Origin of the sequence: Prevotella sp. RM4, from assembly GCF_000701965.1 — a bacterium.
In the GTDB taxonomy this organism is placed as follows: Bacteria; Bacteroidota; Bacteroidia; order Bacteroidales; family Bacteroidaceae; genus Prevotella; species Prevotella ruminicola.
Genome location: NZ_JNKG01000007.1, coordinates 863,616 through 879,409, shown reverse-complemented (window position 1 = coordinate 879,409; position 15,794 = coordinate 863,616). Strand labels below are relative to the sequence as shown.

The following is a 15,794-nucleotide window of genomic DNA, read 5'->3' as shown; positions in this document are numbered from 1 at the left end:
TTATGAAAATAGGTTTCGATAACGACAAGTATCTCAAGATTCAGTCTGAGCATATCAAGGAGCGCATCGCTCAGTTCGATGGCAAGCTCTACATGGAGTTAGGTGGCAAACTGTTCGACGACCACCATGCATCGCGTGTTCTGCCCGGTTTCAAACCCGACAGTAAGCTGCGCATGCTGGGCCAGCTGCGCGACAGCATCGAGATTGTCATCGTGGTTAGCGCCGAGGACATCGAGAAGAACAAGGTACGTGCCGACCTCGGCATTACCTACGACGAGGATGTACTGCGTTTGCGCGATGAGTTCATGGGCCGCAACTTCATGGTGGGCAGTGTGGTTATTACCCACTACAACGGTCAGCATGCTGCCGATCAGTTCCGTCATCGTCTGGAGCGCGAGGGCATCAAATCGTACATCCACTACCCCATCGACGGTTACCCACACAACGTGGAGCTGATTGCCAGCGACGAGGGTTTTGGAAAGAACGATTACGTAGAGACCTCACGTCCACTCGTTATCGTAACAGCTCCTGGTCCTGGTAGCGGTAAGATGGCTACCTGTCTGAGTCAGCTCTACAACGAGAACAAGCGTGGCATCCGTGCCGGATATGCAAAGTTCGAGACCTTCCCCGTATGGAACCTGCCTTTGAAGCATCCTGTAAACATCGCTTACGAGGCTGCAACTGCCGACCTGAACGATGTGAACATGATCGACCCCTTCCACCTGGAGGCATACAACAAGACTGCCGTGAACTACAATCGCGACATCGAAATCTTCCCCGTGCTTAATGCTCTCTTCGAGGGCATCTACGGTGAGAATCCTTACAAGTCGCCCACCGATATGGGTGTGAACATGATTGGTTTCTGCATCAGCGACGATGAGATTTGCTGCAAGGCTTCGAAGGATGAGATCATCCGCCGTTTCTACGATGCCACCAACAAGATGGCCGATGGTGCCGATAACGAGAGCGAGGTAAACAAGATACGTATGCTCTTTAATCAGGCCAAGATTACTACCGCCTTCCGTCCGGTTACAACAGCTGCCTACGAGAAGAAGATCGAGACAGGTCTGCAGGCTGCTGCTATCGAGCTTGAGGATGGTACTATCATCACCGCCAAGTCGTCGCCACTGTTAGGTTGCAGTGCCGCTCTGCTTATCAATGCCATGAAACATCTGGCAGAGATAAATCACGAGGAGAAGCTGATACCACAGAGTCTGATCGAGCCCGTACAGAAGACCAAGATTGAATACTTAGGTGGTAAGAACCCCCGCCTGCATACCGACGAGGTACTGGTAGCCCTGAGCGTACTCTCTAACGACGACGAGAAATGTCGCAAAGCCTTGGAGCAGCTGCCCAAGCTGCGCGGCTGTCAGGTACACACCACCGTTATGCTGAGCGAGGTTGACCGCAAGATCTTCAAGAAATTAGGTTGTGGATTGACATGCGACCCAGTAAAGAAAAAATAAACAACTCTCCTTTTGCGAGATGGATAGTGCTCATCATCGTGGCAACCGCCATGATGATGGGCTATTTCGTTAACGACGTTATGTCGCCACTCGAAACGCTCCTTGAACTGCCCAAGGAGCAGGGAGGCTTAGGTTGGACACCATCCGACTATGGTTTCTTCTCAGGCGCAGGCAGTTTTATCAATGTATTTCTGTTGATGCTCTTCTTCTCGGGATTGATTCTCGACAAGATGGGTATCCGTTTTACAGGCACGTTAGCTTGCTCGCTGATGGCCTTAGGCACACTGATAAAGTATTATGCCGTAACGGCCGAATTCGGTAACGAGCCCATAGCATTTCTCGATTATCAGCTGCCCGCCTCAGCCGTTTGGGCATCCTTGGGATTTGCTATATTCGGTGTAGGTTACGAGATGACAGGCATCAGCGTATCAAAAGCCATGGTACGATGGTTCACTGGTCATGAGTTAGCCTTGGCCATGGGCATCCAGTTAGCCATGGCCCGTTTGGGCACCGCTGCAGCCCTGAGTATCTCAGCCCCCATCGCCCGCCACTACACACTCTCCATGCCACTATTAATATCGCTGGCATTTTTAATCATCGGTCTGTTGGCATTCCTGGTATTCTGCGTAATGGACCGCAAGTTAGATGATAGTGGACAAACAACAGAGGATAACGCTGATAACACGCAGTATGAGGAGCAATTCCATTTCTCTGATATCCTCGTCACCCTTCGTAATCCCGGTTTCTGGCTCATTACACTGTTCTGCGTATTGTTCTATTCGGCTGTATCACCATTCCTCAAGTTTTCAACCAAACTGATGGTAATGAAATATGGTGTTGATCCCGATATCGCAGGATTTTTCTCATCGATTGCACCCTTCGGTACCATCCTGATGACACCATTATTCGGACTGATTTACGACCGCTATGGCAAAGGCGTAACCTTGGTGATTACAGGTGCACTTATGCTTACAGCCGTTCATTTCGGTTTCTCACTGCCTATTCACAGCAGCACCATCGCCATCGCTTTGATGGTCACACTCAGCATTGGCTACTCGTTGGCACCTGCCGCCTTATGGCCTTGCGTACCAAAGATTATCCCACTGAAGTGTTTAGGCACAGCCTACTCCATGATTTTCTTTATCCAGAACTTCGGACGTGCTGTGATTCCCATGTGTGTAGGACGAGCTAATGAAACTGATCCTACCTACACTACCTCGATGCTGATTTTTGGATTTACGGCATTAGGCGCAGCTTTAACAGCGATTGCCATACTGGTAATCGACAAGAAAAAGAACTACGGGTTGCAACTGCCGAATATTAAAAAATAAGTCGTACAACTAATGGCAGGTGATCGCTGAAACCACCCTGGTAACGAGGACCGATATACGTTCTTCGTGGTCGATACCCGCCATATCTGGCATCCTCTTCTAATAAGAACTTCGGTGCGTGAATAAAAGCGGTATCCACCTTATTATTAATAGAGGAACTGCCTAATATATGATCGATACTCTCCCACTCGCCTTTGTAACGATAGGTGCCACAAACACCATTGGCACCCTTAGCATGTTTGGTCAGGTTCACCAAACCATGTTGCTCGTATTGTAACAAACTCGGACTAAGCGCACCATCATTAAAGTCGCCCGCAACCATCAGTTTGGCATCAGGAGAGATGGCTCGGATAGAATCTATCGATTGGCAAAGTCGATCTGCCACAGCCAGTCTGAATGGGCGACTATGTTTCTCGCCACCAAACTTACTGGGCTGATGCACCACAAATACATGGAGTGTATCACCAGAAACAATTTCGCCACAGGCATACAATATATCTCGTGTAACACGCATGCCCTCGACAGGATTCACACGAATAGCATAACTACGGATTGGTGCAAACGAAGCTGGCGCATAAAGTAGCGCCACATCAATGCCGCGCTCATCGGGCGAAGAAGTCATCAGATACTGATAGCCGGCATTACGCAACAGCGAGCGACGCGTGAAATCACGCATCACCGAATCGTTTTCAACCTCACATAATGCCACTAAATCAGGGATACCATTGCCTTCATCCGAACACGAAAGCAGTTCCTGAGCCACCATATTCAGTTTATGCCAATAACGTTTCGACGTCCAATGTCTGTCCGATTCTGGAAGAAATTCAGTATCCTGCTTACCAGCATCGTGAATATAGTCGAACAAGTTTTCGCAGTTCAACTCTACAAATGTCAAGAAGCCCGATAACAGCAGACTGAGTATCATTTACGCTTGATTTTCCAGCCAAGACCTGCCACAAGGATACTCGTGATAGGCGACAGGATATTGAAGAAACAATAAGGCAGATAAGTGAGCGTAGCCACGCCAAGCACGGTGCTCTGGGTAAGTCCGCAAGTGTTCCAAGGCACCAGTACCGAGGTTACCGTTGCACCATCTTCGCAACTGCGACTCAGCAAACGGGCCTCGTAGCCACCTTTCTTATATACATCCTTAAACATCGAACTGGCCAGCATAATCGACAGGTACTGATCGGCCATCGCGATATTGCAGAACAGCGAGGTGCCAACCGTCGAAGCTACCAACGAAGCTGTACCACGCACCCAACGCAGCACCACCTTCATCAGGTCGGCCAGCTGTCCGGTTGCCGTCAGCGCGCCACCGAAAGTCTGTGCACAAATAATCAGCCAGATAGTCGGCATCATGCCCCCCATACCACTGGTCTGCACCAGATCGTTCAGCATCGGCACGCCCGTCTCAATATTCGTACTGCCGTAACATACCTGCATCATACCTTTGTAAGATGACAGGAAACCATCGTGACCCGAAATCTGTCGGATCAGGTCGGGCTGTACCAACAATCCTACCACGGCTGCCAACAGAATAGCCAGGAACAGTACCACCATCGATGGCCAACGGCGCGCAATCATCACACCCGTCAGTACAGGTACTATCAACAACCAAGGCGAAATCACAAACGTATGCTGCAAGCCCTCCATAAACTCCTGCACATTGCCATGACCCGATACGTTCATCATCAGTCCTGCAATCAGGAAGATAGAAAGCGATACCAAGAACGAAGGCACCGTGGTATAAAGCATATAACGGATATGCGTAAACAACGGCGTACCCGATACACTCGAAGCCAACACAGTAGTATCGCTCAATGGCGACAACTTATCACCAAAATAAGCACCTGTGATGATAGAACCGGCAATCCAGCCATCATCAAAACCATGTGCCTTACCGATACCCATCAGCGCTACACCGATGGTAGCAACGGTAGTCCACGACGAACCGATCATCAAACTCACCAATGCACACAGCACACTACTGCTCACCAAGAACACCTCGGGGCGGATAATCTGCATGCCGTAATAGATCATCGTAGGCACAATGCCCGATACCATCCAGGTTCCACCGATGGCACCAATCAACAAAAGGATAATGATAGCCGGTGTACAACTGGCTATCTTATCCGTTATCTCTTTTTCCAGATTCTCCCATTCCAGTCGTTTGGAGAAATGGCCTATTAACACACTAACTGCCGATGCCGCCAACAACGACACCTGACTGGCACCATCTAAAGTTGCGTTGCCAAAAACGGCAACGCAACATGTAATGAGTACTATCAGTACTATGAATGGGATAAATGAAATCATTTAGCAAACTTTTTCGAGACGCTTCATCATAGCGAACATGAATACTGCAGCTACCAAGCAAACGCCCAAGAACACACTCCAGCAGATCCAGAGGGGTACTGCACCCCACAGCAATCCACCTACTACAACAAGCTGATTACCGATGGCAGTAGCAACAAACCAGCCACCCATCATCATACCCTTGTACTTTGGAGGTGCAACCTTTGATACAAATGAGATACCCATTGGGCTGAGCAGCAGCTCACCGAATGTCAGCACCAGATAAACCATAATCAGCAGGTTTGGTGTAACATCAGCTACATGAACAGCAACAGGGTTACCATCAGCACCTACCTCGGTCTGAGGCATTGGCAGGCCGAATGATGAGAAGGCCATCAGTGCATAAGCGATAGCGGCCACAATCATACCATAAGCAATCTTACGGGGAGCAGATGGCTCCTTGCCCTTAGCTGCCAACGAACCGAAGATAGCCATCGATACTGGTGTGAGGGCTACTACATAGAAGGGGTTGAACTGCTGGAAGATAGGAGCTGATACAGTTACTGTACCCTCAGCATCATACTGAATAAACAGGAAAGCCAGTGCCAACACAATCACACCCAGTGAGATAGCCTTTGCTTTTGGAGTCTTCGACTGGAACAGTGAGAACGAAGCATACACAATGAATACGATGGCTACCAGGTTCCATACGTCGAAGCACATGGCCTGCAGGCCCTGAGCACTCTGAGCAGTAAACTCATCGGCAAAGTATGTGAGCGACAAACCGTTCTGGTGGAAGGCCATCCAGAAGAAGATTACCACAGCAAATACCAGGCACAGAGCCACAATACGCTGCTTGGTTTCCTCCTTAGTGAGCTCAGGCTCAGTGCTTGCAGCATCAGCCTTAGCAGCCTTCTTGGTTCCACCCTCAGTATGACGGAAGGTTGAACGGAACATGTAATAGATGGCTATCGAGAGTACCAGCGATGCGCATGCCACAGCAAACGAGAAGTGGTAAGCATCGTTAGATGAATAACCAAGCGCGGTCTCAGCATACTCCTTGATACGGATGGCAGCAGTAGGTGCAAACAGGGCACCGATGTTGATAGCCATGTAGAAGATAGAGAAACCAGCATCGCGCTTATCCTTATACTGCGGATCGTTATACAAGTCACCCACCATTACCTGCAGGTTACCCTTGAACAAACCAGTACCAAAACCAATCAGCAACAGGGCAGCCAGCATCACTACCAGCGCTACGGTATCGCCACCAAGGGGCACCGACAGCAACAGATAGCCGGCAAACATAATGATGATACCTGTGGTAACCATCTTTCCGAAACCGAACTTATCAGCCAGGATACCACCAATCAGGGGCAGGAAGTAAACCAGCATAAGGAACGAACTGTAGATTGTGCCTGCCATAGCTGGCGACAATCCGTAATTAGCTCTCAAGAAAAGAGCAAACACGGCAAGCATGGTGTAATAACCGAAGCGCTCGCCTGTGTTGGCCAGGGCCAACGCAAATAAACCTTTGGGTTGATTTTCGAACATAATTAATTATTTATTTGATTTTAGAATTCTTTGTTCTGATGATGTCAAACAGATAAGTACACTTAATCACGATGTTACCGAAGTTAGATCGCGAAAAATAGTCGCGTTTTGTGTTGCCATATATGTTACCTAATCCGTAGTAGTAGCGGCCTTCTATCATGAAATGTCCAAAGTGGCGATTGCTGAACTCAAGTCCTGCACCTACAGCAATACCATAATCAAACTTATTCTCGATGGCCATGGTATCCTGTGCCACCACATGCGATGCACGCAGGTCACCATACATGTAGTCGGGACCGAATTTTCCATCTTTGATAGCTGGGTTAAAGGCAGGATCGTGCACATCAAAGTTGCTCTCCACCTTATCGTTCAGATAGAATCCAATCTGAGGCCCCAGATGGATAAAGGCCTGCACGCCATTGCGCTCACGGCCCCAGCCCAGTCGGGCCAGCAGTGGTATCTGCACGTAAGTCATCTTACGTTTATACTCCAGATTCTGCGAAGGATCGGTATGCAGGGGCACGGGCTGATCGTTCATATCCCATATCTTTTCCTGCCAACCTATCTGTGCAAAGTTCAACTCAGCCGTTACAGCACAGATACTACTAAAATATTTCTCACAAGTGTAACGGGCCGTGATACCACCGGTAATGCCACCTAACATCGACTGTGGTACCTTCGACACAAATGATACATTACTCATTACATAACCGCCGTTTACACCAACAGCCAAGTCGTTACGATAGTCGCCTACCTGAGCAACAGCCGTTGCAATGAAAAAATGGAAAAATGAAAAAATTACAAATATACGCTTTATCATCCTTACATCCCTCATTCTTTAGAACTTAATCGTTTCCACGCGGCTATCGCGGGTGTAGTGAACAAACAATTGTGTATGGTTACGCAATCCGCCATTGCCATAACGCTCAAACTGCAATGGTGTCTGCACATAGTCGGGATTACTCTCTGCACCCAAGAACTTACGTCCCTCGCGGTGCAAGCCCATCAGGAAGAAGTAAGCATGATCGAAACCGGTAAGTGCAAAGCGAGGCAGATTGTTCTGCATATCGGTATGGAAATTCCAGCGGAACTTCTGCTGCAGTCGCTTGGTTGATGCCGACAGCGGATTATAGTAGAACACCGACGGTATGTAGGTATTAAACTTGTAGAAGTTCTCTAAGTGCGTACGGGTGTACATCAACCACTCGGTATAACCAAACATGGTAATAGTCAGATCAGGATCGGTTACCTTCAAACCATTCAGCTTTGAGAAAGCAACACCCAGTTCAGGCGAACGACCAGTATTCAGTATCACCACATTAGGCTTGGTACGACTGAATGCCTTTGAGAAATCGCTCTCGCCTGATTTCAGATTGGTAATGTTACATGTCATCTTCTGCTGCTCCAACTGGCGACGCAGGGCTGTGGTAAACTCACCCTTATTACTGGTAGAGTCGTTACAGTCAATAATCACCGTATGGTAGTTCTTGAATCCCTTCACAAAATGCTCGATAGTGGCCGAGTTCTGAGTAATATGACTCTGGTACACCTGATAGATGTACTTATTATCGGCCAACTGGGGCGCATTGATAGAGAATGGGATCAGCAGTTTAATCTTATGTTTCTCGACGAAAGCCGACAGGGCTGCCATCTGCTTAGAGTAGAGCGGACCGATAATCAGGTCGCACTTGGCAGCAGCCTCGTCATTCAGTATCTCATTGATATTACCGTCCTCAGCAGCATTCCAGGCATGGATATCAACCGAAACGCCACGCTGCTTCAAGCTGTCGCAAGCCATCAGCACACCACGGTAGTACTCTACCATGCGCTTGCCGTCGCCATTCACATTGTGCAGCGGCAGCATCACACCCAGTCGGATGGCACGCTTACGTACATCATCGGTAGCATCCATATCGGGCTCTTTGGCTACGGGGGTTGCTACCTGCAGGGTAGCAAACGGAATCTTCAGCACGGCGCCTTTCTTCAGTTCGTAGCCAGGCTCGTTCATCTCGGGGTTAGCCTTCATCAGCTGCTCGATGGTAAGATCATACATACGCGATATGCCGAAGATGGTTTCCTTCTTCTTCACCTTATGCAATCCGCGTATCTGTTCACCCTCTTGAGCCGAGGCCACACCAACTGTCAGACAGAGGGCAGCTAAGAATAAAAAATATCTTAAAACTCGCGTCATATTTTCAAAATTTAGTCATTTCGCGTACAAAAGTACTAAATAATTATCAAATATCCGCTCGGTTTTACCGCTTTTTTAAAAAAAGAATTGCCAATTATCAATTTTTTAGTATCTTTGCACTTTAAATGAGTAAAAAATGATGTTTCGACAGATAATTCCTACCGTTTTAGCCTTGTTTGCATCGCTTTCGGTCAGCGCACAGACCGACACGGCAGCTACCGACTCGCTCACCTCTACCGGTGACGAGAGTAAGCTCGTGATGCCAAACACCTTTACCCCGAACGGCGATGGGCATAACGATATTTTCAAAGCTAAGGAATATCGGAACCTGTCAGAATTTCACGCGTACATATTTAATAGGTGGGGACAGAAACTCTACGAGTGGACCGACCCTGCCGAGGGATGGGATGGCACCTATCATGGTAGCGAAGTTAAAACCGGTGTTTACTTTGTGCTGGTAAAAGCCCGTGGCACCGATGATGTGATATACAACATACGCAAAGACGTAAACTTACTAAGAGGAGATGAACAGAGAAGATGAAAAGATAAATGTGTACGGCGCACGCGTACACAACCTTAAGAATATTGATGTAGAGATTCCCCGCAACTCGCTCACGGTGATTACGGGATTGAGTGGCAGCGGCAAATCGTCGTTAGCCTTCGACACCATCTTTGCCGAGGGCCAGCGCCGCTATATCGAAACATTCTCGGCCTACGCCCGCAACTTCCTTGGCGGTATGGAGCGCCCCGATGTGGATAAGATTACCGGTCTGTCGCCAGTTATCAGCATCGAGCAGAAAACCACCAACAAGAACCCACGTTCAACAGTTGGTACTACCACCGAGATTTACGACTATCTGCGTCTGCTCTTTGCCCGAGCCGGTCGTGCCTATAGCTTTGCTACAGGCGAGGAGATGGTACGCTACACCGAAGAACGTGTGCTGGATATGATTACGCACGACTATGCCGGTCATAAAATCTACATCCTGGCACCACTCGTTCGCAGTCGTAAAGGTCATTACCGCGAACTGTTCGAGAGTATGCGCCGCAAAGGCTATCTGCATATCCGTGTAGATGGTCAGATGCTCGACATTGTACAGGGCATGAAAGTGGATCGCTACAAGAATCACGATATCGAGGTAGTGATTGACAAACTCAAAGTACCCGAAACGCCCGATGTGGAGCGCTTGCAGAAGACAGTCACCCTCGCCATGAAACAGGGCGACGGACTGATTATGATTCTTGATCAGGACACGGGCTCTGTCAAGCATTTCTCAAAGCGCCTGATGTGCCCCACCACAGGTATCAGCTACAGCGATCCGGCACCTAACAACTTCTCGTTCAACTCGCCCCAAGGCGCCTGTCCGCATTGTAAGGGTTTGGGCGTTATCAACGAGATCGATCTCGACAAGGTAATTCCCAACAAGCAAGCCACCATCCGTGAGGGCGGCATCGTGCCTCTTGGCAAATATAAAAACCAGATGATATTCTGGCAGGTAGAGGCAATCCTGAAGAAGTTCGAGTGTGATTTAAATACCCCTATCGCCGACATCCCCGACGATGCGATGACCGAACTACTCTATGGTTCGCTAGAGGATGTACGTATCGATAAGGATCTGGTACGCACATCGAGCGATTACTTTGTATCGTTCGATGGTATCATTAAATACCTGCGTGGTGTGATGGAGAACGACGACTCGTCGGCTGGACAGAAATGGGCCGACCAATTCCTGGCCGAAATTACCTGTCCTGAATGTCATGGTCAGCGACTGAATCGCGAGGCCCTCTCCTACACATTCGGTGGTCGCAATATCGCCGATTTGGCCAATATGGATCTGATTGATTTGCGTAAGTGGATCGACGAACTGGAAATAGGCAATAACTTATCGAAACAGGAATATACCATCGCCAAGGAGATTCTGAAGGAGATCAAAACCCGTTTGGATTTCCTGCTCGATGTAGGTCTCGACTATCTGTCGCTCAACCGCCAGTCGGCAACCCTGTCGGGTGGTGAGAGTCAGCGCATCCGACTGGCTACTCAGATTGGCTCGCAGCTCGTTAATGTGCTCTACATTCTCGACGAGCCATCTATCGGATTGCACCAGCGCGACAACGAACGACTCATCAACTCGCTCAAGGAACTACGCGATATCGGTAACACTGTGATTGTAGTAGAGCACGACGAGGATATGATGCGCAGTGCCGATTACATTGTGGATATCGGTCCACGTGCCGGTCGTAAAGGTGGCGAGGTAGTGTTCCAAGGCACTCCTGCCGAGCTATTGAAAACCAATACCCTCACAGCGCAATACCTCAACAAATCGCTCACCACTCACGTTGCACCGCTCACCCCGAGAAAGGGTTCTGGGCAGAGTCTGGTACTGCGCGGTTGTACAGGTAATAACCTCAAGCATATCGATGCCGAATTCCCATTGGGTAAGCTCATCGTCGTTACCGGTGTGAGCGGCTCAGGTAAGAGTACCCTCATCAACGAGACGTTGCAACCCATCCTGTCACACCATTTCTATCGCTCGCTCAAACGCCCCATGCCCTACGAGAGCATCGAGGGTCTCGACCTGATAGATAAGGTGGTGAGTGTGGATCAGAGTCCTATCGGTCGTACACCGCGCTCTAACCCAGCTACTTATACAGGTGTATTCTCCGATATCCGCTCGCTGTTTGTAAACCTGCCTGAGGCTAAGATTCGTGGTTACAAACCTGGTCGATTCTCGTTCAATGTCAAGGGTGGTCGTTGCGAAACCTGCGGCGGTAATGGATACAAGACCATCGAGATGAATTTCCTGCCCGACATCCAGGTGCCTTGCGAGGATTGTCATGGCAAACGTTATAACCGCGAAACCCTCGAGGTGCGCTATAAAGGTAAGTCGATTGCCGATGTGCTCGATATGACCATCAATCAGGCTGTGGAGTTCTTCGAGAACGTGCCCGACATCCTGCGAAAAATCAAGAGCATTCAGGATGTAGGTTTGGGTTATATCAAGTTAGGTCAGCCCTCTACCACCCTCTCTGGTGGCGAGAGTCAGCGCATAAAACTAGCCACCGAACTCTCAAAGCGCGACACGGGTAAAACCATGTATATTCTCGACGAGCCTACAACCGGTCTGCACTTCGAGGATATCCGTATTCTGATGCAGGTGCTGCAGCAGCTGGTTGATCGTGGTAACACAGTGATTATCATTGAGCACAACCTTGATGTAATCCGCCAAGCCGACTGGATTATCGACATCGGTCCCGAAGGCGGTCGTGGCGGCGGCGAAATTCTCTGTGCCGGTACTCCCCAGCAAGTAGCCAAAAGTAAGCGAGGCTACACACCTCGCTTTATCAAGGAGATATTAGACAAATAAGAATTGAAAAGCGGAAGGCAACTTCACCTCTACCCTAACACTAACCTTGTTCTACTATCAGGGTAAAGCATGGTTAGTATTAGGGTAAATTTGTAAGCAAATAGCAACTTTTGCTTACTTTTTTATTAAAAAGTTGGCAAAATGTTTGGCGGTTTGAAATTAAATATATACTTTTGCAGCCGAAATGTTATAAAGACAACATAGAATATGAACAGAATTCAGAACAACTATTGGTGGTGGCAGAGCTCGAGATTAAATAGTCGCGAGGTTTAATGCCGTATACCTATAGATATAGTATAAAAAGGCTCGTCGCGACAGCGACGGGCCTTTTTTTATTAAACATTGAAAATTGAAAATATAAATAGATATGGAGAATTATTTTGCTGACGAGAAAGGTTTTTACGGAGAGTTTGGCGGGGCGTATGTTCCCGAGATACTCTACAAGTGTGTGCACGACCTGCAGGAGGCTTACCTGCCCATCATTGAGAGTGAAGAGTTTAAGGCAGAATACCATGCCCTGCTGAAAGACTACGTTGGTCGCCCCAGTCCACTGTATTACGCTAAGCGTATGAGCGAGAAGTACGGCTGTCAGCTGTACCTGAAGCGCGAGGACCTGAACCATACTGGTGCCCACAAGATTAACAACACCATCGGACAGATTCTGCTGGCCAAGAAGATGGGTAAAACCCGTATTACTTGCGAGACAGGTGCCGGACAGCACGGTGTAGCCACCGCTACAGTATGTGCACTGATGAATATGAAGTGCGAAGTGTTTATGGGTGCAACAGATGTGGAGCGCCAGCACACCAACGTAGAACGCATGAAGATGCTGGGAGCCACCGTAAACCCAGTGCGCACAGGTAACATGACGCTGAGCGATGCCTGCAGCGCTGCCATCCGCGACTGGTGCTGTCACCCACGCGACACCTACTATCTGGTAGGTAGCACCATGGGCCCACACCCCTACCCCGACCTGGTAGCCAAGATGCAGGCTGTGATCAGCGAAGAAATAAAATGGCAGCTAGAGGCCCAGATTGGTCGCGACTATCCCGACTATCTCATCGCCTGCATCGGTGGCGGTAGCAACGCAGCCGGCACCATCTACCACTACGTAAACGAGGAGCGTACCAAGATAGTACTGGCTGAGGCTGGCGGACACGGTTGGCAGACCGACCATACTGCGGCTACCTTTCACAAAGGTACAACCGGTATTCTGCATGGCTCAAAAATGCTGGTGATGCAGGATGAGAACGGACAGATACAGGAGGCATTCACCATCTCGGCAGGTCTGGATTACCCAGGCGTAGGACCTATGCACTGCAACATGGCCAAGAAAGGTCGCAGTAAGGTGCTGAGCATCAACGACGATGAGGCTATCCGTGGCGGTTACGAGCTGACCCGCATGGAGGGTATCATCCCCGCCATCGAAAGTGCACATGCCATCGCAGCACTCTCGAAACTCACGTTCAAGAAGGACGATGTAGTAGTGCTGACGGTTTCAGGTCGCGGCGATAAGGACGTAGAGACCTATCTGAAGAATAAGGCTATGGCTGGTGAATACGGAAATTTTTGATTGAACATTGAACATTATGAGTACTTTCAATTATACAACTACAAGCAAAACCATTCTGGCGGATTTGTATACGCCAGTGGGGGTATATATGCGACTGAGAGATTTGTACCCACAGAGCGCGCTGATGGAGAGTTCTGACTATCACGAGAAGGACAACTCACGCTCGTTTATCGGTATCGAGCCCATGGCCAGCGTAGCTATCGGTCACGGCATGGCCACTATCACCTATCCTGATGGCACCACACTGCAGCACGAGGTAAACAAGGATTACCGCAGTGACAAGGCTATCCACGAACTGATAGATCGCATACACGTAGAGGGTGACGATGCCAAGCTTTGCGGACTGTTTGGCTATACCAGCTTTAATGCCGTACGCTATTTTGAGGATATCAACGTAAAGGACGAGACTCAGGCCAAGAACGATGCCCCCGACTTGCTTTATATATTATATAAGGTGGTGATTGTGTTCGACCACTTTAATAATACCATCAAGCTTGTTTCGCTGGAAGGCGAGACCAAGCTCGATGATGTAGTAAAGGCCATGAACAAGGCCAATGTAAAAGCATACGATTTCCACCCTGTAGGCAATGTGCGCTCTACCTTGACAGATGATGAGCATCGTGAGAACATCCGTCGAGGCATTAAGCACTGTCTGCGTGGCGATGTGTTCCAGATTGTGCTGAGCCGCCGATTCATCCAGCAATACGAGGGCGACGATTTCAAACTGTATCGTGCCCTGCGTTCAATCAACCCAAGCCCCTATCTGTTCTACTTCGACTTTGGCGGTTTCCGTATCTTCGGTTCAAGTCCCGAAACCCACTGTCGTATCGAAGGCCATAAAGCCTATATCGATCCGATTGCCGGTACCACCAAACGTACAGGCGATGCCGAGGCCGACCGCAAGGGTGCAGAGTACCTGCGCAACGATCCTAAGGAGAATGCCGAGCACGTGATGCTGGTTGACCTGGCACGTAACGACCTGAGCCGCAACTGTCATGGTGTAAAGGTAGATTTCTATAAGGATTTGCAGTATTACAGTCATGTCATCCACTTGGTATCGCGTGTATCAGGCGAGCTCGATAACAACGCTGATCCTATCAAGGCTTTCATCGACACCTTCCCTGCAGGTACCCTTTCAGGTGCACCCAAGGTACGCGCCATGCAGCTTATCAGCGAGTACGAGCCACATAACCGCGGTGCATACGGCGGTTGCATCGGCTACATCGGACTGGATGGCAGTTTGAATCAGGCCATCACCATCCGTACCTTTGTATCGCGTAATGGTGAGTTGTGGTTCCAGGCAGGTGGTGGCATCGTTGCTAAGAGCGATGTAGAGTACGAACTGCAGGAGGTGAACAACAAGCTTGGCGCCCTGCGCAAGGCCATACTGATGGCGGAGAAAATGTAAGGCACGGATTACACGGATTAACACGGATTTATTATGAAAATAGTCATTATTGATAACTACGACTCGTTTACATATAATCTGAGTCATTTGGTAAAGGAACTGGGCGCAGAGGTAACGGTGCTGCGTAACGACCAGTTTAAGCTTGAGGATTTGGAACCATATAGCAAGATTATCCTGAGTCCGGGTCCAGGAATCCCTAGCGAGGCAGGTCTGCTGCTCGACGTGATTAAGACCTATGCCGGCAAGAAGCCTATACTGGGTGTGTGTCTGGGACATCAAGCCATCGGCGAGGCATTCGGTGGTAAGCTGGAAAACCTGAGCGACGTGTTCCACGGCGTAGCAACACCTTGTCATATTACCGTAGAAGACCCCATCTTCAGTGGCATCGAGCGAAATATTACCATCGGTCGCTACCACTCGTGGGTGGTATCAAAAGAGAACCTGCCCGACTGCTTAGAGGTAATCGCCGAGAGCGACGAAGGACAGATTATGGCCCTGCGCCACAAAACGATGAACATCCGCGGCATACAGTTCCACCCAGAGAGCGTACTGACACCCGACGGCAAGAAAATGCTGCAAAACTGGATGTTCTTGTAAAATGTAAAAAT

The 15,794-nt window shown here is 49.1% G+C and carries 12 protein-coding genes; 7 read left to right on the top strand and 5 right to left on the bottom strand.

All coding sequences use genetic code 11. The annotated features are described in order from the left end of the window. The first annotated feature begins 2 nt into the window (after positions 1 to 2). Positions 3 to 1,466, top strand: a complete 1,464-nt coding sequence (locus T499_RS0104740) for a DUF1846 domain-containing protein (protein WP_033149916.1) — start codon at positions 3 to 5, stop codon at positions 1,464 to 1,466. Beyond that, the gene (locus T499_RS0104735; RefSeq protein WP_033149915.1) at positions 1,442 to 2,797 is read left to right on the top strand and encodes an MFS transporter; all 1,356 of its coding nucleotides are present in this window, start codon (positions 1,442 to 1,444) and stop codon (positions 2,795 to 2,797) included. Before T499_RS0104740 ends, T499_RS0104735 begins: the two co-directional genes overlap by 25 nt. Here T499_RS0104735 and T499_RS0104730 read toward each other — a convergent pair. From T499_RS0104730 to T499_RS0104710, 5 genes are read right to left on the bottom strand one after another with little or no spacing between them, the layout of a single operon-like run. After that, the gene (locus T499_RS0104730; protein WP_033149914.1) at positions 2,787 to 3,722 is read right to left on the bottom strand and encodes an endonuclease/exonuclease/phosphatase family protein; all 936 of its coding nucleotides are present in this window, start codon (positions 3,720 to 3,722) and stop codon (positions 2,787 to 2,789) included. The genes T499_RS0104735 and T499_RS0104730 overlap by 11 nt on opposite strands. After that, positions 3,719 to 5,116: a Na+/H+ antiporter NhaC family protein gene (locus T499_RS0104725; protein WP_033149913.1), complete on the bottom strand. Its 1,398-nt coding sequence runs from the start codon at positions 5,114 to 5,116 to the stop codon at positions 3,719 to 3,721. The genes T499_RS0104730 and T499_RS0104725 overlap by 4 nt, the downstream gene beginning before the upstream one ends. After that, positions 5,117 to 6,649 (bottom strand): peptide MFS transporter, encoded by a 1,533-nt coding sequence (locus tag T499_RS0104720; RefSeq protein WP_033149912.1) that lies wholly within the window; start codon positions 6,647 to 6,649, stop codon positions 5,117 to 5,119. It lies immediately after the preceding gene. Between the two features lie 10 nt (positions 6,650 to 6,659). After that, positions 6,660 to 7,469 carry a porin family protein gene (locus T499_RS0104715; protein WP_028907630.1) on the bottom strand — a complete coding sequence of 270 codons (810 nt, stop codon included), beginning with the start codon at positions 7,467 to 7,469 and terminating at the stop codon, positions 6,660 to 6,662. 18 nt (positions 7,470 to 7,487) lie between these two features. Next, a complete protein-coding gene (locus T499_RS0104710) occupies positions 7,488 to 8,840 on the bottom strand; it encodes a PBP1 and LysM peptidoglycan-binding domain-containing protein (protein WP_033149910.1) in 1,353 nt (450 codons plus the stop codon). A 139-nt stretch (positions 8,841 to 8,979) separates the two neighbouring features. Between T499_RS0104710 and T499_RS0104705 the strand changes: the two genes are divergently transcribed. From T499_RS0104705 to T499_RS0104685, 5 genes are all read left to right on the top strand, one after another. Continuing rightward, positions 8,980 to 9,381, top strand: a complete 402-nt coding sequence (locus tag T499_RS0104705; protein ID WP_369793355.1) for a gliding motility-associated C-terminal domain-containing protein — start codon at positions 8,980 to 8,982, stop codon at positions 9,379 to 9,381. Continuing rightward, complete coding sequence (gene uvrA / locus T499_RS0104700) at positions 9,365 to 12,205, top strand: excinuclease ABC subunit UvrA (protein ID WP_033149908.1); 2,841 nt, start codon at positions 9,365 to 9,367, stop codon at positions 12,203 to 12,205. Before T499_RS0104705 ends, uvrA begins: the two co-directional genes overlap by 17 nt. A gap of 367 nt (positions 12,206 to 12,572) precedes the next feature. Then, positions 12,573 to 13,778, top strand: a complete 1,206-nt coding sequence (gene trpB / locus T499_RS0104695; protein WP_033149907.1) for a tryptophan synthase subunit beta — start codon at positions 12,573 to 12,575, stop codon at positions 13,776 to 13,778. 16 nt (positions 13,779 to 13,794) lie between these two features. After that, complete coding sequence (locus tag T499_RS0104690) at positions 13,795 to 15,186, top strand: anthranilate synthase component I family protein (RefSeq protein ID WP_033149906.1); 1,392 nt, start codon at positions 13,795 to 13,797, stop codon at positions 15,184 to 15,186. Positions 15,187 to 15,219: 33 nt separating this feature from the next. Next, positions 15,220 to 15,783, top strand: a complete 564-nt coding sequence (locus tag T499_RS0104685; RefSeq protein ID WP_033149905.1) for an anthranilate synthase component II — start codon at positions 15,220 to 15,222, stop codon at positions 15,781 to 15,783. The last annotated feature ends 11 nt before the right edge of the window (positions 15,784 to 15,794 follow it).

Coding starts and splice junctions, on each gene's coding strand:
- T499_RS0104740 (WP_033149916.1), top strand. CDS start 3: ATGAAAATAGGTTTCGATAACGACAAGTATCTCAAGATTCAGTCTGAG.
- T499_RS0104735 (WP_033149915.1), top strand. CDS start 1,442: ATGCGACCCAGTAAAGAAAAAATAAACAACTCTCCTTTTGCGAGATGG.
- T499_RS0104730 (WP_033149914.1), bottom strand. CDS start 3,722: ATGATACTCAGTCTGCTGTTATCGGGCTTCTTGACATTTGTAGAGTTG.
- T499_RS0104725 (WP_033149913.1), bottom strand. CDS start 5,116: ATGATTTCATTTATCCCATTCATAGTACTGATAGTACTCATTACATGT.
- T499_RS0104720 (WP_033149912.1), bottom strand. CDS start 6,649: ATGTTCGAAAATCAACCCAAAGGTTTATTTGCGTTGGCCCTGGCCAAC.
- T499_RS0104715 (WP_028907630.1), bottom strand. CDS start 7,469: ATGATAAAGCGTATATTTGTAATTTTTTCATTTTTCCATTTTTTCATT.
- T499_RS0104710 (WP_033149910.1), bottom strand. CDS start 8,840: ATGACGCGAGTTTTAAGATATTTTTTATTCTTAGCTGCCCTCTGTCTG.
- T499_RS0104705 (WP_369793355.1), top strand. CDS start 8,980: ATGTTTCGACAGATAATTCCTACCGTTTTAGCCTTGTTTGCATCGCTT.
- uvrA (WP_033149908.1), top strand. CDS start 9,365: ATGAACAGAGAAGATGAAAAGATAAATGTGTACGGCGCACGCGTACAC.
- trpB (WP_033149907.1), top strand. CDS start 12,573: ATGGAGAATTATTTTGCTGACGAGAAAGGTTTTTACGGAGAGTTTGGC.
- T499_RS0104690 (WP_033149906.1), top strand. CDS start 13,795: ATGAGTACTTTCAATTATACAACTACAAGCAAAACCATTCTGGCGGAT.
- T499_RS0104685 (WP_033149905.1), top strand. CDS start 15,220: ATGAAAATAGTCATTATTGATAACTACGACTCGTTTACATATAATCTG.